General features: G+C 39.6%; 20 protein-coding genes, 1 tRNA gene and 1 rRNA gene. 5 read left to right on the top strand and 17 right to left on the bottom strand.

Annotated features, from left to right (window positions below; genetic code table 11):
* Window positions 1-39 precede the first annotated feature (39 nt).
* The 3 genes from tadA to E2L03_RS19460 all read right to left on the bottom strand — a co-directional run bounded on the left by tadA (window position 40) and on the right by E2L03_RS19460 (window position 2403).
* On the bottom strand, window positions 40-525 hold the full coding sequence (tadA, locus tag E2L03_RS19470; RefSeq protein ID WP_243839557.1) for a tRNA adenosine(34) deaminase TadA: 486 nt from the start codon (window positions 523-525) through the stop codon (window positions 40-42).
* A gap of 75 nt (window positions 526-600) precedes the next feature.
* Window positions 601-693, bottom strand: a tRNA-Ser gene (locus E2L03_RS19465).
* A 90-nt stretch (window positions 694-783) separates the two neighbouring features.
* Window positions 784-2403 carry a glutathione ABC transporter substrate-binding protein gene (locus E2L03_RS19460; RefSeq protein WP_124742996.1) on the bottom strand — a complete coding sequence of 540 codons (1620 nt, stop codon included), beginning with the start codon at window positions 2401-2403 and terminating at the stop codon, window positions 784-786.
* Between the two features lie 440 nt (window positions 2404-2843).
* On the opposite strand from E2L03_RS19460, the gene E2L03_RS19455 reads away from it, so the two are divergent.
* From E2L03_RS19455 to E2L03_RS19440, 4 genes are read left to right on the top strand one after another with little or no spacing between them, the layout of a single operon-like run.
* The gene (locus E2L03_RS19455; protein WP_055737758.1) at window positions 2844-3740 is read left to right on the top strand and encodes an ABC transporter permease; all 897 of its coding nucleotides are present in this window, start codon (window positions 2844-2846) and stop codon (window positions 3738-3740) included.
* Window positions 3741-3761: 21 nt separating this feature from the next.
* Window positions 3762-4712 (top strand): ABC transporter permease, encoded by a 951-nt coding sequence (locus E2L03_RS19450; protein ID WP_038484798.1) that lies wholly within the window; start codon window positions 3762-3764, stop codon window positions 4710-4712.
* Window positions 4713-4733: 21 nt separating this feature from the next.
* Window positions 4734-5768 carry an ABC transporter ATP-binding protein gene (locus E2L03_RS19445; protein ID WP_038484795.1) on the top strand — a complete coding sequence of 345 codons (1035 nt, stop codon included), beginning with the start codon at window positions 4734-4736 and terminating at the stop codon, window positions 5766-5768.
* Entirely contained in the window at window positions 5734-6753 is a 1020-nt protein-coding gene (locus E2L03_RS19440; protein ID WP_038484792.1) for an ABC transporter ATP-binding protein, read from the top strand. The genes E2L03_RS19445 and E2L03_RS19440 overlap by 35 nt, the downstream gene beginning before the upstream one ends.
* Before the next feature lie 195 nt (window positions 6754-6948).
* On the opposite strand, the gene yqeK is transcribed toward E2L03_RS19440, so the two are convergent.
* From yqeK to guaB, 13 genes are all read right to left on the bottom strand, one after another.
* On the bottom strand, window positions 6949-7590 hold the full coding sequence (gene yqeK, locus E2L03_RS19435) for a bis(5'-nucleosyl)-tetraphosphatase (symmetrical) YqeK (protein ID WP_166740386.1): 642 nt from the start codon (window positions 7588-7590) through the stop codon (window positions 6949-6951).
* 395 nt (window positions 7591-7985) lie between these two features.
* The gene (locus E2L03_RS19430) at window positions 7986-8708 is read right to left on the bottom strand and encodes an amino acid ABC transporter ATP-binding protein (RefSeq protein WP_124742994.1); all 723 of its coding nucleotides are present in this window, start codon (window positions 8706-8708) and stop codon (window positions 7986-7988) included.
* Window positions 8708-9349: an amino acid ABC transporter permease gene (locus E2L03_RS19425; protein ID WP_038484786.1), complete on the bottom strand. Its 642-nt coding sequence runs from the start codon at window positions 9347-9349 to the stop codon at window positions 8708-8710. The genes E2L03_RS19430 and E2L03_RS19425 overlap by 1 nt, the downstream gene beginning before the upstream one ends.
* A 62-nt stretch (window positions 9350-9411) precedes the next feature.
* The gene (locus E2L03_RS19420; protein ID WP_134260165.1) at window positions 9412-10218 is read right to left on the bottom strand and encodes a transporter substrate-binding domain-containing protein; all 807 of its coding nucleotides are present in this window, start codon (window positions 10216-10218) and stop codon (window positions 9412-9414) included.
* Window positions 10219-10432: 214 nt separating this feature from the next.
* A complete protein-coding gene (locus tag E2L03_RS19415; RefSeq protein ID WP_095151073.1) occupies window positions 10433-11869 on the bottom strand; it encodes an aldehyde dehydrogenase family protein in 1437 nt (478 codons plus the stop codon).
* A gap of 12 nt (window positions 11870-11881) precedes the next feature.
* Entirely contained in the window at window positions 11882-12952 is a 1071-nt protein-coding gene (locus E2L03_RS19410; RefSeq protein ID WP_134260163.1) for a homoserine dehydrogenase, read from the bottom strand.
* Window positions 12942-14141: a M20 metallopeptidase family protein gene (locus E2L03_RS19405; protein ID WP_243839551.1), complete on the bottom strand. Its 1200-nt coding sequence runs from the start codon at window positions 14139-14141 to the stop codon at window positions 12942-12944. The genes E2L03_RS19410 and E2L03_RS19405 overlap by 11 nt, the downstream gene beginning before the upstream one ends.
* Before the next feature lies 1 nt (window position 14142).
* Entirely contained in the window at window positions 14143-15342 is a 1200-nt protein-coding gene (locus E2L03_RS19400; RefSeq protein WP_241741773.1) for a cystathionine gamma-synthase family protein, read from the bottom strand.
* Window positions 15343-15365: 23 nt separating this feature from the next.
* Complete coding sequence (locus tag E2L03_RS19395) at window positions 15366-16556, bottom strand: M24 family metallopeptidase (protein ID WP_038484771.1); 1191 nt, start codon at window positions 16554-16556, stop codon at window positions 15366-15368.
* A 183-nt stretch (window positions 16557-16739) separates the two neighbouring features.
* Window positions 16740-18422 (bottom strand): PucR family transcriptional regulator, encoded by a 1683-nt coding sequence (locus E2L03_RS19390; protein ID WP_095151069.1) that lies wholly within the window; start codon window positions 18420-18422, stop codon window positions 16740-16742.
* Between the two features lie 33 nt (window positions 18423-18455).
* A complete protein-coding gene (locus E2L03_RS19385; protein WP_038484765.1) occupies window positions 18456-19235 on the bottom strand; it encodes a carbon-nitrogen family hydrolase in 780 nt (259 codons plus the stop codon).
* 80 nt (window positions 19236-19315) lie between these two features.
* Window positions 19316-20662, bottom strand: coding sequence for a D-alanyl-D-alanine carboxypeptidase family protein (locus tag E2L03_RS19380; RefSeq protein WP_437183248.1), 1347 nt, complete (start codon window positions 20660-20662; stop codon window positions 19316-19318).
* Window positions 20663-20756: 94 nt separating this feature from the next.
* Window positions 20757-22214 carry an IMP dehydrogenase gene (gene guaB / locus E2L03_RS19375; protein ID WP_038484763.1) on the bottom strand — a complete coding sequence of 486 codons (1458 nt, stop codon included), beginning with the start codon at window positions 22212-22214 and terminating at the stop codon, window positions 20757-20759.
* Window positions 22215-22340: 126 nt separating this feature from the next.
* On the opposite strand from guaB, the gene E2L03_RS19370 reads away from it, so the two are divergent.
* A complete protein-coding gene (locus E2L03_RS19370) occupies window positions 22341-23282 on the top strand; it encodes a YaaC family protein (protein WP_166740384.1) in 942 nt (313 codons plus the stop codon).
* 533 nt (window positions 23283-23815) lie between these two features.
* Here E2L03_RS19370 and rrf read toward each other — a convergent pair.
* Window positions 23816-23931, bottom strand: a 5S ribosomal RNA gene (gene rrf, locus E2L03_RS19365).
* Window positions 23932-24263: the final 332 nt, after the last annotated feature.

Raw genomic sequence — 24263 nt, 5'->3', positions numbered from 1 at the left:
ACTCTAAGTATACGTGATTTATGTTGAAAACGCAATGTTTTACTGTTCAAATTCTTTTTTTGCTTGTTTCTTTTTCATGCGAATTCCTTTAAAAAAAGAAGATAACAGTTGCCCACTTTCTTCTGCTAACACACCACTTATCACGTCACAGCGATGATTAAAGCGCGGCTCTTCTAATAAATTCATTAATGTACCAGCACAGCCAGCCTTATAATCAGATGCGCCAAATACCACTTTAGGAATCCGTGCCTGAACAATAGCTCCTGCACACATAGGACACGGTTCTAGCGTTACATACAAAGTGCATTCCTCTAAGCGCCACGTGTCTAGAACATTACATGCTTTTTGAATAGCCAAAATCTCTGCATGAGCCGTTGCAAGCTGGTCCGTTTCCCTTAAATTAAATGCTGATGCAATCACTTTATTATCTTTTACAATAACAGCACCAATCGGGACTTCCTCATATACAAGTGCTTGCTTTGCTTCGATTAGCGCATATTCCATCCACTCTTCATCACCTTGAATGACCACGTTTTCAGCCCCTCTATAGATACAAAAAAACGACCGCTCATCTGGGGTCGTGTGCATGTTATAAAAAAATGGCGGAGGAAGAGGGATTCGAACCCCCGCGGGCTTTGACACCCCTGTCGGTTTTCAAGACCGATCCCTTCAGCCGGACTTGGGTATTCCTCCGTATCAACTGACAAAGACAATCATACACCCTTTTAATTAGGAAAGCAAGAAAAAACTGTCGATTAATCGACAGTTTTTTCAAAGGTACACTTACTCAACAAAGTGAGCTTCGTTTAATACCCAGTTATCTGTAGGTGTAACAATGATGCCTTGAACTTGGTCACGAACACCGTGTAGGTATTGTGTGTAGTGAGTAAAGACTAGTGGTACTTCTTCATTTGCAATTTCTTGTGCTTGCGCATAAAGATCCATACGTGCATTTTCGTCTACTTCAGCTACTGCTTCGTTAAGAATCTCATCAAGCTCAGCGTTTGAATAGAACGCACGGTTACCTGAAGAACCAAAGTTATCAGTATGGTAAAGAGGAGCAAGTGCATAGTCCGCATCACCAGTTGCTGAACTCCAGCCTAGGATGAACATTTCGTGATCACCTTTCGCAGTATCTTCTAGGTAAGTAGCCCACTCAACTTGTTGTACTTCAAGTTCAATGTTTAGCTCAGCAAGCGCTGACTGCATGTACTCAGCTAACTGAATACGTGCTGGTGAATCATTTGTCATAATGCTTGTTGAGAAACCATCTTCATAGCCAGCTTCAGCTAATAATTCTTTCGCCGCATCAACATCAAATGGTAATGCTTCTGCATTTTCGTCGTGACCAATAACACCAGGTGCTACTGGAGAATTAGCTGGGAAGCCATAACCTTCTAATAAGTTGTCAATAACAACTTCTTTATCAACAGCCATTGCGATCGCTTGACGTACACGTACATCATCAAATGGCTCAACTTCTGTATTAAATCCGAAATAAGAACCAGAAATACTATCTGTTACTTTAAGACCAGCATCGCCAATACCTTCAAGCTGTGCTAAACCAGCAGCATCTAGAGTAATAAAATGAGAATCTCCAGTTGTAAGCTCCGCTAAACGAGCTGATGTATCAGGAACTGTTTTGAATGTAACAGAGTCTAAAATAGCAGGCTCGCCACTCCAGTGATCGTCGTTACGCGTAAATACTAGATCTGAACTTCCTACTGTACCACTTTCATATTTAAAGTAACCAGTACCTGCAGGATTAGCGTTAACAGCAGTATAAGGCTGTTGACCATCTTCCATTGCAGCGTAATCTTCTTCAATGACGTCAGGGCTGATCATGAATCCGCCACTATGTGCAAAGCTGAATAAGAATGCTACGTCTGGCTCTTCAAGAACAAACTCGATTTCATAATCGCCTAGAACGTTAATTTCTTCAATTCCTTCAAATAAGAACGCACGCTGAGAACCAACTGCTTCATCTGTAATACGCTCAATATTTGCTTTTACAGCATCTGCGTTAAATTCTGCGCCATCGTGGAACGTCACGCCTTCTCTAAGTTGAAACGTAAGTACAGTTCCTTCATCATTCCAGCTGTAATCTTCAGCTAGTCTGTTTTGAAGGTCCATGTTTTCATCAAATGTTAATAATCCTTCATAAACCTGGTACTGAACGTGACCAGATGGAACATCGTTTACTTGGTGTGGATCAAGACCTACAATATCGGATTGTTCAGCAAGAACTAAATCTCCGCCTTCAACTGCTTCTCCTGTTGCATCTTCACCATTATCTCCGTTAGAGCTACCGCCGTCCCCTTGTCCATCATCGGCGCAGGCAGCAAGGCCTAAAGTAGCTGTAAGAGCAAGTACTGCATAAAAAGGTGCTTTGTTTCTTTTCATAAGATGTATCCTCCCTTTGTTACTAGTGTGAGTTTTCTGTAAAACAAGCTAAACTACATAATATATTACACTATTATTCAAGAATATCAACAAAATTTTTAAACAATTATACAACCTATTGTTCCTAGTACATACTTATATCCTTATATCGTATTTATTTCCACTTTCATCCTATTAAATAAGAAACTTCGATAATGTTTCTCAATTAATTTATCAGAAATAAACAAATTAAATGACTTTAGTCTTGTTTCATTGATTCTATATAGAATTGTGAATAAACAATCTCTACTATTAGAGAAAATCTAAAAATTCCCTTTGAAGTAATGGGACTCTTCCTATAAAATACTATATTAAGATTATAAAATCTGATTGTTTTTCTAAATTAGGCTAGTGTATAATCAGACGATGCGAATAACGCTTAGAAAGAAAGGAAGTTGGACATGTCTCAGGAAACGAATAGCCAAGCGCAGATTCCAGTAAAACCTCAAAAGCCTTGGATTAGAAACTGGAAAGCTTTTTTAGGCCGATTATTGTCAAATAAATCTGCAGTTTTCGGTGGATCTCTTATTATCATCTTAGGTATCATTGCACTTATTGGACCGCTGCTCGCTCCATACGGTATTGATGACAAAGATTATGCAGTCCGTCTACAAGGTCCATCAGCAGATTACTGGTTTGGAACCGATCATCATGGTCGGGACGTATTTTCTAGAATTCTTCACGGAATGAGCATTACCTTTCAAATTGGTTTTGTCTCTGTTGCAATTGCTGGAACCGTTGGTACCATAGTAGGAATTGTATCAGCTTATTACGGTGGCTTCATTGATACTATTATTATGCGTATTATGGATGTTTTAATTGCTTTCCCTAGTATTGTTCTTGCATTAGCAATTGTGGCTACATTAGGACCTGGTTTGAATAATATCATTCTTGCCATTGCCGTTAGCTCATTCCCGGTCTTCGCAAAAATTGCTCGAGGGTCAACGTTAGCAGTAAAGAAATTAGAATATATTGACGCCGTTCGTGCGCTTGGAGCGTCAGATTCACGAATTATCTTTAAACATATTTTACCAAATACAATGTCACCATTAATTGTTCAAACTACATTATCTATCGCTACAGGCGTTTTATCAGCTGCAGGCTTATCCTTCTTAGGTTTAGGATCTGCTCCACCATCTCCTGAATGGGGTGCAATGTTAAATACAGGACGTGAGTACATGTTCCAAGCTCCACATTTAACGTATGCTCCTGGTTTAGCCATTGTTGTCTTTGTACTTGCCTTCAATGTATTTGGTGATGGATTGCGAGACGCACTTGATCCGAAATCGACAAAATAAGCTAAGAAGAGAGGTGTAAGAATGCTTAAATTTATCGTACGTCGACTTATTCAATTAATACCCGTCATTATTGGCGTTACATTACTCGTTTTCTCATTAATGCATTTTATTCCTGGTGACCCAGCCCAAGTTCTTGCTGGTGAATCAGCTACACCGCAACAAATTGAAGCGGTTAATGAACGTTTAGGCTTAAATGATCCTTACCCTGTTCAATACTTTCGATACATGACTAATTTAGTTCAGCTTGATTTAGGTAATTCTTTACGTAGTGGGTTACCTGTATCAGAAATGATTGGTGACCGCATCTGGGTAACCGTTGAACTTGCTTTTTATAGTACTATTTTAAGTATTTTCCTAGGCATTATTGCTGGTGTGTTAGCAGCGACTAAACACGGTTCATTCCGTGACTCAGCGATTATGGTTGTTGCCCTATTCGGGATGTCAATGCCGAACTTCTGGCTTGGTCTCGTGTTAATTCAATGGTTTGTTTTAGGTAATGTCCCGGTTCTTGGTAACTGGATTAATTTTGAATGGTTTAGTCCTACTGGCTGGGGTAGCTTTAGTCAGATCGTTTTACCTGTCTTTATGCTAGGGATCTCTGGTGCGGCAATCATTGCCAGAATGACCCGTTCAAGTATGCTTGAAGTCATTCATCAAGATTATATTCGTACAGCTCGTGCAAAAGGGGTAAAAGAACAAGTTGTTATTTATCAGCACGCTCTAAAAAATGCGTTAATCCCTGTTATTACTGTTACAGGCTTGAGCTTCGGTAGCTTACTTGGTGGAGCCGTACTAGCAGAAAGTGTTTTTGCGATTAACGGCATGGGAAGAATGATTGTTGATGCCATTAGTAACCGTGATTTTCCTGTTATGCAAGGTGGTATTCTAGTTGCTTCCCTATTGTTTGTTCTTGTTATGTTCTTAGTAGACATTGCTTATCGTCTTGTAAATAAAAGAGTTGAAACAGAATAATAGAATTTATCGTAGAAAGGTGTGAGACGATTGAGTAAAGATGCAATCCTACAAGTCCGTGATTTGCGTACATCTTTTTTCACTAAACAGCTTGAAGTAAAAGCTGTTGATGGCGTTACGTTTGATGTTGAAAAAGGGAAAACAATCGGTATTGTTGGTGAATCTGGTTCTGGTAAAAGTATCACTTCTCTATCGATTTTAAACTTGCTATCTCATCCAGGAAAAATTGTTGGAGGAGAGATTCTTTTTAAAGGAGAAGACTTATCCGAGAAATCACCAGCACAAATGAGAAAAATCCGTGGAAATGAAATCTCAATGATTTTCCAAGAGCCAATGACTTCTTTAAACCCTACGTTTACAGTTGGCCGTCAAATTAGTGAGTCCTTTCAAATTCATGAAAATTTATCAAAAAAAGAAGCGCGTAAACGTTCAATTGAAATGCTTAAGCTCGTAGGCATTCCTTCTCCTGAGAAGCGTATTGATCAATATCCATTTGAACTTTCAGGTGGTATGCGTCAACGGGTTATGATTGCTATTGCCCTTGCATGTAAACCAGAGCTACTTATTGCTGATGAGCCTACAACGGCTTTAGACGTTACCATTCAAGCTCAGATCTTAGAACTGATTAAAGAACTACAGCATACATTAGGCATGTCCGTTATTATGATTACCCATGACCTTGGTGTCGTCGCTGAAACGTGTGACAATGTTGCCGTTATGTATGGTGGACAAGTTGTCGAATATGCACCAATTAATGATTTATTTAAAAACCCTAGACATCCGTATACGGTAGGTCTCATGAACTCCTTACCGAAACATGATGAAGATGTTGAAGGAGATTTAACCATTATTAAAGGTTCTGTACCAGCACCGGCTGACATGCCAAAAGGATGTCGTTTTGCACCACGTTGTCCGTTTGCAAGTGACATCTGTAAAGAACTTCCTGAATTGCAAACAGAAGAAGATGGGCGTCAAGTACGTTGCTGGATTTATACAGACAAATGGGAAGGTCCGGAGGTGAATGTTCGTGCCGAATACGTTACTAAAAGTAGCTAATTTAAAACAATATTTTCCGATAAAAGGCGGCTTCCTTGGTCGTACAATCAACCATGTTAAAGCGGTTGATGATATTTCATTCGAATTAAATGAAGGTGAAACAGTTTCGATTGTAGGGGAGTCTGGTTGTGGGAAATCTACAACCGGCCGTGCTATCCTTCGCTTAGACGAACCAACTGAAGGTATGGTTGAATTTGAAGGTGAAGATATTCTTTCTTTAAATCGTGGAAAGATGCGGAAAAAGCGCGATGATATGCAAATTATCTTTCAAGATCCATACGCATCCATTAATCCGCGTCAGACAGTCAGACAGGTTCTATCAGAAGCGTTAACAATCCAAAACATTGCACCTGCTAGAGAGCATGATGGTATTATTCGCGAACTGATGAAAACAGTAGGTTTAGGTGAACACCAAATTGATCGCTTCCCTCATGAATTTAGTGGTGGCCAGCGTCAACGGGTTGGAATTGCTCGTGCGTTAGCAGTTAATCCTAAGTTAATTATTTGTGATGAAGCTGTATCTGCACTTGATGTATCGATCCAAGCACAAGTTATTAACTTGCTGAAAAAGCTACAAAGAGAACGTAAATTAACGTATTTATTTATTTCACATGACCTTGGGGTTGTTCGTCACATTTCTGATCGAGTGATCGTTATGTATCTTGGAAAAATCGTTGAAATGGGCGATAAAAAGTCTGTGTTTGATAATCCACAACACCCATATACAAAGGCATTGCTATCAGCCATTCCTAGTACGGACCCTAATACGAAAAAAGATCGTATTATTTTAAAAGGTGACGTTCCTTCACCAATTGATCCACCAAGTGGCTGCCGTTTCCACACACGTTGTCCATTTGCTACTGACAAGTGTCGTACGGAAAACCCTGAACTTCGTACAACTGAAGATATGAAGGAAGGCCACAAAGGCGCATGTCACTACATGGAAGAGATTACAGCTGGCACTATGGAGCCCGCATATTCTTAAATAAGCATAAATCGTAAAAAGATGTGTCGTGAACACAATTATAATTTGCTCCCTTCAAAGTAAACACTGAAAAGTGAAACCGTTGGAGGGAGCATTTTTGATATAGCGCTTATTTATTCGGAAGACGTGGAGAAAAGGTGACCCATTAACTGGTTTATCAATAAAGCTTCGTATCTCTTCATTCTTTATTGGAGACTACATAAGGGTCTTAAGATTGTTTTCGTTCGTGTCTTTACCGATTTTATAAGTTAGATCACCATATGCTTCTAAAAGCCAAGGGTGAACTACTTTTAGTTGGTCTTTTTGATTCATCAAGAAGTTAATATAAGCATATGACCCATGGTAAATTGAGATATCAATTGATTCTAAAATTTTTTCCAAATATGGTGGGCTACCTGCTTGATCCCATTCTATTTTATCAGCAACAAATAGAATATTATCAAATTTACTTGATTTGACCTTTAAAGTAGTATGACATCCAATAGCACTTAAAACTTGCTTATTATTTACGTTAAAAATCTTATTTGCAATTACTTCAGAAATTTTTTGATGAATTATCAATGGAAACTTCCTTTCTTCTACAAGAATAGGAATGTTCATATCTTCTGCTATTGAAATCCGCTTGTTATTTGGAATAATTCCGCTAATATCATGGAGCAATCCAGCAGTAAAAGCAGCCTCAATATCCAAATTATTTATTTCAGCTAATTCTTTAGCTAATTTTGCTACATTGAAACTATGAGTGTAAATATGATCACAATTATAATCTTTGAATATTTCCTTCGTAGTTTCTTGTAAATTTTTGTTTCTTGAAACGTGCTGATTTAATTTATTCATTAAGTCTTCATATATCATAGACGCTACCTTTCTAATTAAAAAATATGTGACTTATTTATCTTTAAGTAGAATAATCACTTAGTACTTAAAGACTTTGTACTTTCTCAAGCCGTTTAAACACTTTTTGTACATTCTTTAACAATGAATTGTCACAGATGCCATTCATTGTAAGCAATTTTTCGCAATCAACTTAAAATGTATAATAATTCAGTCATTTTAATAATTGTTCAATCTTATTGCAACGGTTTTTTGACTTCTAACATATAATTGGTCTCTCAAAGATTTGATATCCAACACATCACGCTAACTGAATAAAAAATAGTAGACCCTTAAAAAGGGTCTGATTGACTAATGCCGTTCCACTACCCGATGTTACCTTCGCACAGTCTCTTTTTCTATAGCACTTTACTCAAAAAGGTCTTTGTCCGTTCGTGCTGTGTTTCATCAAATAGTTGTTGGGGCGTGCCTTCTTCTACAATCTTCCCGTCATCCATAAAGAATACTCGATCTCCTACTTCTCGTGCAAAACCCATCTCATGCGTCACAACGACCATGGTCATTCCTTCTAAAGCGAGCTCCTTCATGACTCCGAGAACATCGCCAACAAGCTCTGGATCAAGTGCTGATGTGGGCTCATCAAATAACATCACTTTTGGATTCATGGAGAGCGCACGTGCAATCGCTACTCGTTGCTTTTGACCGCCAGACAGGCTTGCAGGATAATCATCGGCTTTGTCACTTAAACCCACTTTTTCAAGCAATGCCAATGCCACATCAATCGCTTCTTCCTTTTTTGCCTTTTTCACTTTGAGTGGAGCAAGTGTAATATTTTCTAAAACGGTCTTATGAGGGAATAAGTTGAAATGCTGGAAGACCATCCCTACTTCTTGACGAATTCGATTTAAATCTGTACGTGGATCAGCGATGTTCTCCTGTTCGATATACACTTCCCCAGAGGTGATTTCTTCAAGCCGGTTTAAACAGCGCAAAAAAGTACTCTTTCCTGATCCCGATGGGCCAATCACACACACAACTTCCTTTTCGTGAATGGTTGTTGAAATCCCTTTTAACACTTCATTTTTTCCGAAGCTTTTATATAAATTCTTTACAGTAATCATTAGTGGTCAAGTCTCCGTTCTATATAACGTAATAAAATAGAAGCTGGTATCGTTATAGCTAAGTAAAATAAACAAACGAGTAAGTATGTATCAAAATAAGATGCGGAAATTCCGGTATAGGTTCTACTTTGATACATCAGATCTGCAACAGCAATCGTTGATAAGAGCGATGTATCTTTTAAACTAATGACAAATTGATTCCCAAAAGGAGGAATCATTACTTTTACTGCCTGTGGCCATACAATATGCCGCATCGTCTGTGTTCCTGTTAAACCTAAAGAACGCCCTGCTTCCATCTGTCCCTTATCAATTGATTGTATCGCCCCACGGACAATTTCGGCAATATATGCGCCTGAATTAATCGCAATAACAAAAATTCCTGTGTATAGTGGATCGAACCGGACACCAAAAATACCAGGAATCCCAAAGTGAATAAAGAAGATTTGTGCTAATAGCGGTGTACCTCGAATAATTTCTACAAAAACTACTGCAACAGCTTTTATCAGCTTGAAGCGAGAAAGTTTCATAAGACCTACTAAGGAACCAATGATGCTTCCAAAAAACACACCAACTAGCGTAATAATAATTGTTAACTTTAACCCTTCTACTAAAAATGGAAAGGCACCAAAATCAAAATCCATTCTACCTCTTCCTTTCAATTAAGAAAGTTGCTCACCTTGTTGTATGAGCAACTCGATTTCAATTACATTCCTTCAGGTCTTTCTCCAAAATAGGTTTCGTAAATATCTCCGTATGTGCCATTTTCCATCAACGTCGCTAATGCTTCATTGACATCGTCAACCAAATCAGACCCTTTTGGAAAAGCAATACCGTAATCTTCACCTGTTAACAAATCACCTACAATCTTCATTGAGCCTTCTCCTTGCTGCTGAATGAAATATTGTACATTCGGCATATCATAAAGTGCCGCATCGACGTGACCAGCAATTAATGCTTGATAGGCCTCTGTAATTTCCGGATACGCATCAACCTCTGCATCTGTCTGTTCGTCAAGATACGTTTGACTTGTGGAAGATAGTCTAGTAGAAACTTTATGATCACTAGTGAGATCATCAATGGACTGAATTGTATCATCGTCCTGTGCAACGGCCAACACTAGACCTGACTCGTAATATGGATCAGAAAAATCAATATTCTGCTTGCGTTCTTCTGTGATGCTCATGCCGTTTATGGCTGCATCATAGGATCCTTGTTCAATTCCTGACAGAGCGCCACTAAAATCCATTTGATGAAAATTCACTTCGAATCCCGATTCCTCTGCAATCGCTTCCATCAATTCAATGTCAAAACCGGTTAACTCATTTGTTTCTAAATCAATAAATTCAAATGGAACAAAATTGTTATCTGTCGCAATATCGTATGTAACGATTTCCGTATTTCCATCATTCGTTGTTGAATTTGTTTCTCCGCCTGATGTTTCATTATTTCCACAGGCTGCTAATACAAGTACTGCTCCTGCAACCGTTATCGTTCCGACTAATTTCTTCATAGATGTTCTCCTTTTTTGATCTTTTCTGTTAATTCTCATTAGTTTAACATGTTCTGTTCATAATGACAAAAACCAAACCAGACCATATTTTCTCATGATAACGCCTATAACAGGTTTTAAAGAAACAGGCTTTCTCATCCACACGTTAAGCACCATTTCCACCTTTATACAAAAAAGGATTGAAGGCTATTCCCTTCAATCCTTTTACTGTCTTCTAAGCAAGCTTAAAGCAAATCACTTTCTCTTCAGTCATTTCGTGTATAGAAAATTTCACACCTTCCCGCCCCACACCTGATTGTTTTGTACCGCCAAATGGCATCCCATCAATGCGAAAGTCTGTACTATCGTTAATCATCACACCACCAACGTGAAGTTGCTTAATAAGGGTAAAAGCGCGATGTAAATCTTTCGTAAAAAGACCAGCTTGTAAACCGTAGTCTGTTTGATTCGCTTTTTCTATGGCCTCTGTAAGGGTTTGGAAAGAATAGAGCAAAACAACAGGGCCAAATACTTCTTCTCTTCCTAAATGACAATCTTCTGGAACATTTTCAAGCACAGTAGGCTCATAAAAAGCCCCATCTCGTTTGCCACCTGTAAGAATGGTTGCACCTGTCCGCTCTGCATCTTCCACCATAAAGGCCACACGCTTTGCTTCTTTTTCATTAATCAACGGTCCCATACTCGTTGATTCATCAAGCTTTGGACCAAGACGATACTGCTTTGTCTCTTTCACAAATTGATCTTTAAACTCTTTATAAATGGATTGATCAATATAAATCCGCTGCACACCGATGCAGTTCTGCCCTGCAGCCCAAAAAGCACCACTTACACATGAAGGTATAGCTTCTTCGAGTGAAGCATCCTCAAGTACGATAACAGGAGAATTTGAACCAAGTTCCATGCTTTTCTTTTTTAATCCTGCTTGATTGGCAATCTTTAATCCAGCTTCCATCCCACCTGTAAATGAAATCATCCGTACATCTGGATGAGTCATTAATACTTGACCAACCTCAGATCCTATACCAGTAATAACAGAGAGAATCCCTTTTGGTAGCTCTGCATAATCAAATGCTTCTGCTAGAAAGAGAGCACTAAGAGGCGTTGCTGTTGCTGGTTTTACAACAATCGCATTTCCAGAAGCAATTGCTGGACCAATCTTATGAGCAACTAAGTTTAACGGATCGTTGAATGGCGTAATGGCACCAATAATGCCTAACGGGACTCGTTCATAATACCCGAATCGTCCAACTCCCCCCTCAGATTGGTCAAACGGTATGGTTTCACCTGTTACTCTTCGCGCTTCCTCTGCTGACAACCGCAACGTCTCCACACATCGGCCAGCTTCTTTTCTTGCTTCTGTAATCGTCTTACTGCCCTCTAGAGCGATTGTTTTAGCATACGTTTCTTTGTGTGTCTCTACATAATCAGCTGCTTTGTTTAAAATATTCATTCGCTTATATACAGGTAAATGTGCAGATACTTGAGCACCTTTCTTTGCTAACTCTACTGCTTCTTCCATATCTTTTCGGGAGGCACGCGGAACAACTGCAATTAAATCATCATCTTCTGGGTTGCGTACTTCCAGTACACGTTCCCGTTCAACCCAGTCACCTGCTACAAACATTTTCTGACGCTTCAAATCTACCTTCATAGGAATAACCTCCTAATTTATCATCGTCGTATTTGATTGACTTTGCACGTGCAGATGACAGTAAATTAAGTCAATAAAAAGAGCATACCCGGTTTCTCTTTTCCCTGCCCCAGCTCCTGTTAACGTAATATCACCAGACATATTGCATGAATACGTAATGGCATTTGTTGCCCCGCCAATGCTTGCTAAAGGATGAGTAAGAGGAATTTCAACGGGCTTCACAGATGCGTGTACAACACCGTTTTCTCGTTCTTCCACCGTTCCGAGCATCTTCCAACATGATTGCTTTTCCTTTGACGCTAAGATAGCCTCTCGAGTTAAAGTATTTAACCCTTCTCGCTCCACTTGTTCTACAGTAATATCCTTACCCATGACAGCATTTGCTAGGATAACGACTTTGTACATGGCATCGTAACCTTCTACATCATTCGTTGGATCTGCCTCTGCATATCCTTTTTCTTGTGCTTCCTTTAAGGCACTTTCATACGAAAAGCCTTTTTCCATTTGTGTAATCATATAATTGGTTGTGCCGTTTAAAATTCCACTAATCTTCGTAATTTTATTTCCAATTAATGTTGTCTTTGGAAGTCGTAATGACGGCGTTCCGCTCATAACAGTTCCCTCATAGCCAAGAAACACGTTGTTTTCTTTTGCTAGACTCTCAAGCTCTTTTAATGCAAGAGCGATAGGGCCTTTATTCGTCATCACAACGCTCTTTTTATGTTGAAATGCAGTCTTACAATGAGTGATAGCTGGCTCTCCTGTTTTTACATTTGTATAAGTAGCTTCAACAATGACATCTGCGTTGCTTTCAATAATGGTTGCAATGGCATCAAGATCACGAATTAAACCTTTTGACTGAGGATAATCTTCAAGGGAACCTGTGGTTTCTAATGTATGAAGTAGTAGCTCTAAATCAAGACCCTCCGGATCATAGAGAGATCCCTTCTTAAAATCAGAGATGGCAACAACCACTGGATGAAAACCAACCTCTTTTTTGGCCTTCTCACCATGTTGAATTAGGTGCTCCACAAGGCCTTGCCCGACCACTCCAAACCCGAGTAATGCTAATTTAAGCTTCATTGTCAATTCCTCCTTGTAATGCAGCCAACGCTGTTGAAGCTAGCAATGTCGCCCCTTTCTTCAGACAAGCTTCATCAATTTGAAAAAGCGGCGTGTGTAAATCATATTGACCATGTTCTGGTTTACATCCTAAAAAGAACATAGCTGCTCGCGTCTTTTCTGCTGTATAGGCAAAATCCTCACTCCCCATACCATAGGGAGCATCCACGATACGATCATTTGGGTAAAGCGCTTTAGCGGTGTCGACAATGACATCAATAGCCTCACCGTTATTTACAAGAGCAGGCTCACCAGACTCTATTAGGCAAGTTCCTTCTCCCCCGAATACATTAGCTAGTGTAAACGCTTTTCTAATTTCATTTATTAAGTAGGTTCGTGTAGCTGCCGAGTAACAACGGATGGTTCCTTCCACGTATACCTCTGACGGAATCACATTGTTAGCCCTTCCACCTTGAACAATGCCTATACTTAATATAGCCGCTTCTAACGGCGAAACGAGTCTATTTTGTAAACTATATAATGCAGGCAAAACTTGAGATAGAAGCCAGACTGGATCTGTTCCTAAGTGAGGATATGCGCCATGTCCACCAGTCCCTTTTATCGTTCCTTTAAACACATCGAAGCTGCCCATCGCTGGTCCTTTGTAGACTTGAATGGCATCGGGTGTGAGCCACGGGCACATGTGGAGAGCGAATGCCATATCAACATCGTCGTACACACCTTCTTTTACTAAATACAATCCACCTGATCTATTCGTTTCGTCCGTCGATTCTTCTGCTGGCTGGAACACAAATTTGATTGTACCTGTTACTGATGTATGATTGATTTGTTCTGCAAGCAACGTTGCAGCACCTAGTAAAATAGCCGTGTGAGCATCATGACCACACGCATGCATTATCCCTGGATGTTCACTAGAAAAGGAGACATCTGCCTCCTCATGAATGGGTAATGCGTCCATATCTGCACGTAAAGCAATGGTTGGTCCAACCCCATTCGATAGTGTCCCTACTACCCCATAGCCAACGTTTGACTGAAAAACGGTCATTCCCGGTATGTTTTCTAGTTGCTTTTTGACGAAAGCAGAGGTTTCTTTTTCTTGAAAACTACATTCGGGGTATCGATGCAAATGACGTCGCCACTCAATAAGCTGATCTTCCATTTTAAGGGCATATGCTTTTAACACTTCCACCTTAAACGCCTACTTCCACTGCCTTAAATGCTTGTTTAAAATCTTGAATAATATCATCTGCATCTTCAATCCCACATGATACACGTATGAGCCCTTCTGGTATGCCCATGGCTGCACGCTCTTCTGGTGTACATTCCACGTGACTTGTTGTTCTTGCAGGACCTACTGTCGTCTCTACAGCACCTAAATTAGCCGCTCGGTTAGCATACTGTAATTTCGGCAATAAATGACGAACTGTATCCACTCCTCCAGTAACAGCAAAACTCAACATACCACCAAAGCCTGACATTTGTTCTTTTGCAATAGTATGATTTGGATGGTCTTCAAGACCTGGATAAAAGACTTGTTCTACCCCTTCAACTGTCTTTAAATACGTTGCGAGCTTCATTGCTGTTTCTGCCTGTCTCTTTACTCGCAGATCTAACGTTTTCATACCACGCAATAGAAGGTAAGCGGCCCATGGATCCATCGTTGCACCGTTAATTTCACGGTAATGATAGATGGCTTCGATCAGGGCATGATCATAGCCTACGACGACACCGCCTAATGCGTCTGCATGACCACCTAAAAATTTCGTAGCGCTATGCAGAACAAGATCGGCTCCAAGTTGCAACGGATTTTGATTAACTGGGGTAGCGAATGTATTATCGACAACCACTAATGCTCCTGCTTGATGGCCTGCTTGGGCACATTTCTTTATATCCGTAATTTTCACAGTTGGATTTGTCGGTGTTTCTAAATATAAAATTTTACACCCTTTTGCGGTTTCTTCTATTAGTTGTTCATGATTGCCAGTTTCACAAAACTGCACATCCACACCTATGTTTGGCAAAAATTCTGTAAAAATTTTATTCGTTCCCCCATACGTATCTTTAATTGTCACAACACGATCACCAGGGCGAAGAAAGGTATATAACGTGTTAGAAATGGCGGCCATTCCCGTAGAAAAACTCGTCGCCGCGTTAGCACCTTCTAATACTTTAACTTTATCTTCAAATGCTTGCACAGTTGGATTTGTATTTCGTCCATATATATGACCTTTTTTGCGTCCAATTGCAACTTCATACCACTCATCCATGTCGTCATAACCAAATGCAACGCTAGGTATAACTGGCACTTGAGTTGCGCCATGTACAAGATACTCTTTTTCTCCTGCCCAAACGGCTTGGGTTGCTATTGTCGGTTTGTGTTGTTCTGTCAAATCTCTCATCCCCTTATTTTTGATTACGATGCAGAGTCAATCGACGTATTCGATAATAACTGTCTAGGAAAATCTGCAAGAAGCTCACAACTATCCTTTGTGATCCGAATCGATTCACTAATCTCGACGCCAAAATCTTCGTACCACATACCAGGAATCACATGAAACGCCATATTCTCTTTTAATTCTGTCTGATCCCCTTTTCGTAAGCTTGCAGTATGCTCACCCCAATCCGGTGGATAATTCAAACCTGTTGAATAACCTAAGCGAGACTCCTTCTTTAGTCCATATCGATTAATAGTTTTTTGCCAGACTGCCTCTACTTGTTCACACGTTACGCCAGGTTTAATAAATGCCATCACTTCGTTCAACCCTTCTACAACAATGTCTGCTACATCTGAAACACGCTGCTGTGGTTTTCCAATTGTAATCGTTCGGGCTAAAGGAGCATGGTAGCGCTGATGACAACCTGCTAGTTCAATGATAACCGTTTCTTCACTAGGATAACGTTGATCCGTCCATGTAATATGTGGAGCACCTGTTTTTATTCCAGCAGGTAACAACGGAACAATAGCTGGGTAATCCCCACCACCTTCATCCGTTCCTGAGAGTTGTGCATGGTAAATATCAGCAACAACATCACATTCTCTTGCACCGGCTTGAATGGCATTCATACCTGCATACATAGCTTTAGCAGCAATCTTTCCCGCTTGCTTCATATAATGGATCTCTTGCTCTGATTTTATGATTCTGACCCAGTTTACGAGGTTGGTAGCATCGACAAAAGTTGCATTTGGTAAAGCTTCTTTTAAGCGATGATGAGCTTGAGCAGTATAGTAATACGTATCCATCTCAACACCAATGGATCGATTCGATTGACCAATATCGGAAAGAACCTTGCCGATAAAATCCATTGGGTGCTCTTCTCGAGACTGGACAAAATAGTCGGGATAAGAGATGATCCGTTCATGCATAAGCCATGTTGTCTGCTTCGCAACATTTGCATCCATTCCTCTACCAAGCCATATGGGCTGTTCTTCATCAATGAGTAGGACTAACATTTGATGAACATAAAAGGACCAGCCGTTAAAACCAGAGAGGTAATTCATATTAGCTGGATCCGTTATAAGTAAGACATCAATACCCCTTTTTTCCATCTTCTTTTTTGTATTCGCAATTCGTGCTTGAAACTCCTCTAACGTGAACGGGAACATTTTCTGGCCTCCTTAAAGATGCAAGCTAATCTCTACTTACAGTATATAGAGACCCTCTATTGAACGTAATGGAAAAAATGTATGAAAATTAGGTATATTCATTATACATTTTTCTCTCCATTCCCTTTTTTCCTTTAGTCGCAAGGATTCTGAGCGTCAGATCTTATTCCATAAAAAAAACACCTACATCTGAGGTGTCTCCATATTCTTCTTTATTTGATACGTACGGATACATAAATCCAACAAAAAAAGGTTATCAGGATTTGCAAGAGATAAACCTGTAATGGTTTCAATTTTTCTAAGTCGATATAATAAAGATTGACGGTGAAGGTGTAAAACACGGGCTGTTTGTGACACTTTATTTTGATTTCGCTGGTATACTATAAAGGTTTCAAGTAGATCAATTTCTCTCATTATCGAATAATCAATAAGCGGTTGAACGTATCCTTTGATTAATTCTTGAATTTCATCAACTGTTCCAATTTTATACATGACTCGATCAATTTTCGTATCGCTGAAATAAATTCGACTTCCTTTACCAAGTCGACCCAAACCTAATTGCAGGGCTTGCTTGGCTTCTGCAAAACGAGCTGCAAATCTATTGGGCTCAATGGCTGCATCTCCTATTGCCCAAGTAAGTTCAACATCAGGTAATAAATGATCCAATCTTCGGTATAATAAGTCCAAAAAACTATTGACCGTTGCTTTATAATCTTCAGCAGAAACTTCTAGGAAGATGATTAATTGACCATCTAAAAAAGTTGACATACACCCTCGTTCAATCGTTGAACCTGCAAAATAAATTTCTTCCTCAATGTAATGAATCATACTCGATAACCATTCTTCATAAGTAGCCGTTTGACCAATTTTCGAAAATAACGTCTCGAAATTATGGGGAAAGCCAACGATTGCAAGATAAGATAAATGCAAATTGTAGCCAAATGCACGTGCTTTTGCATATAAAGGTTTTGAGTGAATGCCATTAGCTAAATCGGCAACAAAATTGTCTCGAATTCGTGCCTCCGCCTCTTGAACAGCGTTTTCCTGTAAGAACCAAAAAGCCGCGGCCGTTACTGTATGCTCTAAAATGATGAAAAAGCTTTGTTCATCCACCTTGTCTGATTCACTTAATGGCGTTGTGAACATATAGCCTTGAATATCATGATTTGTTTGGATAATTGGTAATACGTATAACGTATCCTTTTCCACAACAATTTCTTGAATTTTGCTTTCAAGAGGATGGTGTTCGCTTGAGAAATCAAATGCTCTCACATCGTTTACTGCATGTCGTACTTTCTTTTCAAATGAATGGGAAACGAGATGACTTTTTCCCTTCAATGTACCGGCATGATCTGTTATCACAATGGGTACTGCCATACAGTTTGAAACATGGTCAGCAATAGTTGACAAACGATTGCCTGCAAGAGTAAGGGAGAGTAATTCTTGTTGAATATGTTGCGTAAATTGAAGGTGCTCTTGCTTCTGATCTAACAAGCGAGCAGTAACCGCTTGTGTTAGGTCAGCAAATCGTATTTCCCATGGCAAAAATAGAATGGGTAATTCATGTTCTTCTGCTAATGCTTTCGCATCTTCATATAATTCAAATATATAACGACCTGTTGCTACCGCTAACGCAGCAGCTTCAGATTTAATCACATCAGATACAAACTCATAAAATTGTTTTGGATCATGACCGTAACCAATACCTGTTGTTAGAACAAGTTCGTGTTTACGTATAAAGTTCTCTACTGGTGCCTCGGTTATAGAGACCCACTCCACTTGTTTATTGCCTACATGATTAACAGCTGTTTTAATGGTAGCAGGCTTCATGATATCTAATTTCATGATTTCATTTAACGTTAACACGGATTTACCCTCCCTATTTTGCAGCTATCTCTCTCAATAAAGAGAAGGTTTACGATCTTTTAATAATGGAATATCTTCTCTAATCTGTTCAACTTCCTTTTTCTTTAACGTTGCAAGAATTGTTCCTTCATCTTCAGTTGCTTCTTCTATTACATCACCACTTGGACGAATGACCACTGAATGACCACCGTAGGCAGTTTGGGTATCAGAACCTATTCGGTTAACGCCAATAACGTATACTTGGTTCTCAATCGCTCGTGCTTGAAGCAACGTACGCCATACAGCGGTTCTTGCTCTTGGCCACTCAGCTGGAATGACTAACACATCTGCACCTGCTAACGTTAGTTTTCTTGCTAATTCAGGAAAACGTAGGTCATAGCAAATCATTGTGCCTATCGTTAACCCATCTAAAGTAAACAAATGAGGCGGTTCTTGGCCAGCTGCAAAAAAGTCGGGTTCGTTTAGCATTGGCACTAAATGCACTTTATCATATTGATTAATCAATGCCCCTTCTTTGTTATAAACAAGAGCTGTATTGTAAAACTTATTTTCTCTTTTTGTAACGATTGATCCTCCAATTATATGCACCTTATGCGTGTTAGCAAGTTCAACCATAAAGGCTTTTGTTTCTTCTTCTTGAGACGCTATCTGCTCTAATTGATCATACGCATAACCTGAAGACCATAATTCGGGTAAAATAACACAATTCACACTTTTCTCTTTACAAAGCTGTTTCATCCACGCTGCAACACGTTCACTATTTTTCTTCACATCACCAAGTTCGATGTCCCCTTGATACAATGCCACTTTCATTTTATCAACTCCCTCTTTCATTTACGTACCCGAATAGTGAAAAAAGAAGCAGCCACAATAGAACTGCTTCTTTCATTTTCTTAATTAAACCAACCAGATACAGTATCAGTAAGACTCGTCCACATGCTTGAGAAGAATGAACCGATACCTCTCATAGACATTGTAAACCAACCAGCTTCTTCGATATCTTCTGTTGCAACTAATGCAACTCCACTTAACTGTGTTCCTTGAATGTATTCCGTTGGATCATCAAAGTTCACTTTTAACGTACCAATACGCTCGCCTTCGCTTATTGGTGCGACAAGTTCTCCGTTTTCATTCAAGAGCTCTTCATCAAGGACGACTTCAAGCGTGTAGTCCTGATTTGCATTTTTTTGGGTTGATACATTCAAGTTTTCAGAAGTGACGACTGAGACCTCTGTTTCTTTCCCGCCACTAACAGTAAACGTATTGTCTTCGGGCTCTTGGCCTTCTTCCACAACAGTAATGTCTTCGAACTGATCAAATCCATAATCAAACAATTTTGCTGTTTCATCAAAACGTTCAGTTCTAATTTGTGGATCTCCTGCATTCATTACAACGGTGATCAGTCGTGTACCATCTCGTAAGGCTGTTCCTGTAAAACTGTTCCCAGCAGCATCGGTTGTACCCGTTTTTAATCCATCTGCGCCTTCATATTCATGACTCATACCTGGTAACATTTGATTCCAGTTTGGCATATTCACGGTTTCATCTGGTCCCGCTTGAAATTCAGCAAAAGGAATACTTGCTGTTTCTAATACTTCCGGGTAGTCATTTAAAAGATGAAAAGCAAGTTGTGCAACAGAACGAGCAGACATAGTTGTTTCCGCATCTGCTGGGGTCCCGTCTGGATGATGACCATCTAAACTAGAATTCGGTAATCCACTTGAGTTAACAAAGTCATAATGATCAAGACCTAATTCTGCTGCTTTTTCATTCATTTGCTGAACAAATGCCGATTCTGATCCAGCAATATGAGAAGCAAGTGCCATTGTTGACGCATTTGCAGAATAGATAGCCATTGATTCATAAAGGTCCTTCACCGTATAATCATAATCTGAGCGTAGCATTACATTTGAAAGACCGCCCTGATGAGATAAAGGATATAAATGATCTTCAATTTGAACAGTATCATCCCAAGAAACTTGGCCTTCTTCAATCGCTTCAAATAATAAATACTCAGTCATCATTTTTGTCATACTTGCGATAGCTAACTGCTCATCTATATTATCTTCATAAAGGATTTGACCTGTATCTCCATTTATCATAATTGCAGCCGACGCATCAACATTAATTGTATTTGCATCTGCTTTTTGATAAGGTACTGTTACTAGAGCTAAAACCAACGTGAACAACAAAGACATTCTTGCCCACTTCGCTCGGTTATTTCTTTTCAAAAATGACACCTCCACTATTTCTACACATGTTTCTTATTGTATCATGCTAACATACAAAAAAATAGATAGGGAAGTCCCTATCTATTGGTCAAAAGTTTGTCGATTATAACGAATAATTTGGCGCTTCTTTTGTTATTTGTACATCATGTGGGTGGCTCTCTTTTAAGCCTGCACCAGTGATCCGGACAAATTGGCCTTCTTCTCTTAAATTTGTTAATGTAGCCGTTCCACAGTAACCCATACCAGCACGAACACCACCAACTAACTGGTGAACCGTATCTGCTAACGGTCCTTTATAAGATGTACGTCCTTCAATACCTTCTGGAACGAGCTTTTGATTATTTTCCTGGAAATAACGATCTTTACTTCCCTTTTCCATTGCTCCCAGGGAACCCATGCCTCGATAAACTTTGTATTGACGACCTTGATAGATTTCAGTCTCACCAGGGCTCTCAGAAACACCTGCCAGCAAGCTACCAAGCATTACAGCATGTCCACCAGCAGCTAATGCTTTAGTAATATCTCCAGAGTACTTAATCCCACCATCAGCAATAATTGGTACACCATGTTTTCTTGCTTCGGTCGCACAATCATACACTGCGGTAATTTGCGGAACACCAATTCCAGCAACAATACGTGTTGTACAAATAGACCCTGGACCAATTCCCACTTTCACTACACTAACTCCAGCTTCAATCAATGCCTTTGTGCCTTCAGCAGTAGCAACATTCCCTGCAATAATGGTTAGGTCAGGATAATTAGCTCTTACATCAGCTACTTTATTTAACACACCCTGTGAATGACCGTGTGCAGTATCAATGACAATTGCATCGGCACCTGCTTTTACAACCGCTTCAATACGAACATCAGCATCTGCAGACACACCAATGGCTGCACCTACAAGAAGACGACCTTGCTTGTCTTTAGCTGAGTTAGGGAATTCAATTACTTTTTCAATATCTTTAATGGTAATTAACCCTTTTAACACACCTTCATCATCAACAAGTGGTAATTTTTCAATCTTATATTTTTGTAAAATTTTCTCTGCTTCTTCTAAAGTCGTTCCAACCGGGGCTGTAACAAGACCTTCCTTCGTCATAACATCATCAATTTTAATGGAATAGTCTTCAATAAAGCGTAAGTCGCGATTTGTAAGAATCCCTACTAAGTGTTGAGATTCGTTTACGATAGGTACACCTGAGATACGATATTTACCCATCAAGTGCTCAGCATCAAATACTTGTCGATCCGGCGTTAAGAAAAATGGATCTGTAATAACACCACTTTCTGAACGTTTGACTTTGTCAATTTGTTCCGCTTGCTCTTCAATGGACATATTCTTGTGAATAATCCCCATACCACCTTCACGAGCAATCGCAATAGCCATTTCCGATTCCGTTACCGTATCCATCCCAGCGCTTAAAATTGGAATATTTAACTTTACATTATCACTTAACTTTGTTGCGACTGAAACATCTCTTGGAAGAATTTCAGATTTAGCCGGTAAAAGCAAAACATCATCAAATGTTAAGCCTTCTTTTTTAAATTTATCGTCCCACATCGTATTTGCCCCCTTAAAAAAGCCAGAAAATATTATTAGTAGCTTATCAACTGGGCAAACTACTGTCAAGACAAGGGTTTAAGTAGCACTTTTCTGAATTCACTATACATAAGGATGGATCCCTCTATGAATGATTTTACCTTTTTCGAATCGGCCAGCTTTACACAAGATTTTCTAAAAGAACAGTACCAGCTTATTGAAAAAGAAGATGTTGCCTCTTCAAAGAGCTACATGAATTCTTACCGATTTATGTATCATATTCAACATGGTCAGCTTTACTACACTCAGGCTAAACAAGCTCCTGTAGCGATAAAGCCGATGCTTTTATTTTACGGAGTCTCTCAGCTTCTAAAAGCCTGCATTCTTAAATACGACCCAGACTACCCAGCAAAATCATCTGTATTGTCTCACGGTGTCTCAACACGAAAAAGAAAAAAGCAAGGCTATTCGTTTTTAGCCGATGAAGTAAAAGTACAACAAGATGGTTTGTTTCCACATCTAATGCAAAAAATGTTTCACATGAAACCAAATCAATATTCTGATAAATACTCCATGGCTCTCTTATTTAAACAACTACCACCGATGCAAGATGCTTTTGTTCATCTGCTTTCTGAACAACCTTATTACTACGGAACGCTTCACGAAAATCAAACACTCACATTTCCTTCTAGTGTGCTTGATGCTTACCATATGACAGCTGAACGTTTTAAGGATTATTTAATTAGCTATGGGTACAACCATTCGTTAAACATTAGTGAACAGAGGGAAACTATTGTCTTACACCCTATTGATGTACTAAAAGAACGAAACATTAGTCCTCTTTTATTTGTAAATGAAAACACATATGCTCTCCATTCAGCCAAAACAGAGTACATGAAGCTTCCCACTTTAATGGTCTACTATCTTGTTCTCTACAATCTCAGCATGATTTGTCGCTATGAAACAGAATGGTGGGGAGAAAGACTGCATACATTGGATTGCGACGAAATGCCGTTCATTAAGAATTTCTTAGACCTTGTAGAAAAAGATAGTCAACATGTTGTTCTCACTAAATTACTTCAACGCTAACCTAACTTATTATCGAGGTCGAAAGCCTGATTCATTTAAAAGTCGTTTACAAGCCTCTTATGCCATGAAACGGGTGATGTCTAGTATTAATCCCCTATGATTAGCTTTATTCTTTAATAAGCTCTCTACTGCTTATGTGGGTTCCTTTAAGACCACACTTGTAATTAGTGTCTCATCTCTCTCAAGATTCCAGCTCTCTTGCGCCTTTCTTTCTACAAAAAAAAAAGACACCTTTTCAGGTGTCTTCTGATTGCCTGGCAACGTCCTACTGCTCCACGGTGGTTTTCTTCGAGGGGGTTCCTCTTGTTGATGGGTTCCCGATGCTTCCCATGAGGCTTCACGAAAACAACTCTTTCGTCTCACAGGGGGATGTACGCTGCTTTCTCTTCGATGTCTTTTTCTTGTTGTTCTTTTTTTATTGTGCTCGTTTCATATGATTACTTTTTTATTTGGCTCGCTCCTGCCGAAGCGTAGCTCTTTTGCGCTTTTCTTTCTACGCAAAAAAGACACCTTTTCAGGTGTCTTTCTCATATGCCTGGCAACGTCCTACTCTCACAGGGGGAAGCCCCCAACTACCATCGGCGCAAAAGAGCTTAACGACCGTGTTCGGCATGGGAACGGGTGTGACCTCTTTGCTATTGCCACCAGACATTTTTTACTTCAGATAAGCGTCGGGCTTTTTTGTCAGTTTCCTCTTTCCTTTTCAGTCACGTACGCGAGTACGCTCCTTCAAGTCTATCGTCACTTCCGCAAATCCCTTGCTTCTCTTTGTAAAACTCATTCTAAAAGGGAATAGTCCCTTCTTGTTAAAAAGAATCGGTGATTCTTTCAAAACTAAATCATATCATCATACTCAAACTCAAGAAATTTAGGATAAGCCCTCGACCGATTAGTATCAGTCCGCTCCATGTGTCGCCACACTTCCACTTCTGACCTATCAACCTCATCATCTCTAAGGGGTCTTACTGGCTTACGCCATGG

This window comes from Shouchella oshimensis (genome assembly GCF_004375095.1).
GTDB classification, from domain to species: Bacteria; Bacillota; Bacilli; order Bacillales; family Bacillaceae_D; genus Shouchella; species Shouchella oshimensis.
The sequence above is the reverse complement of the archived record's forward strand: the minus strand, read 5'-3'. Positions and strand labels throughout refer to the sequence as shown.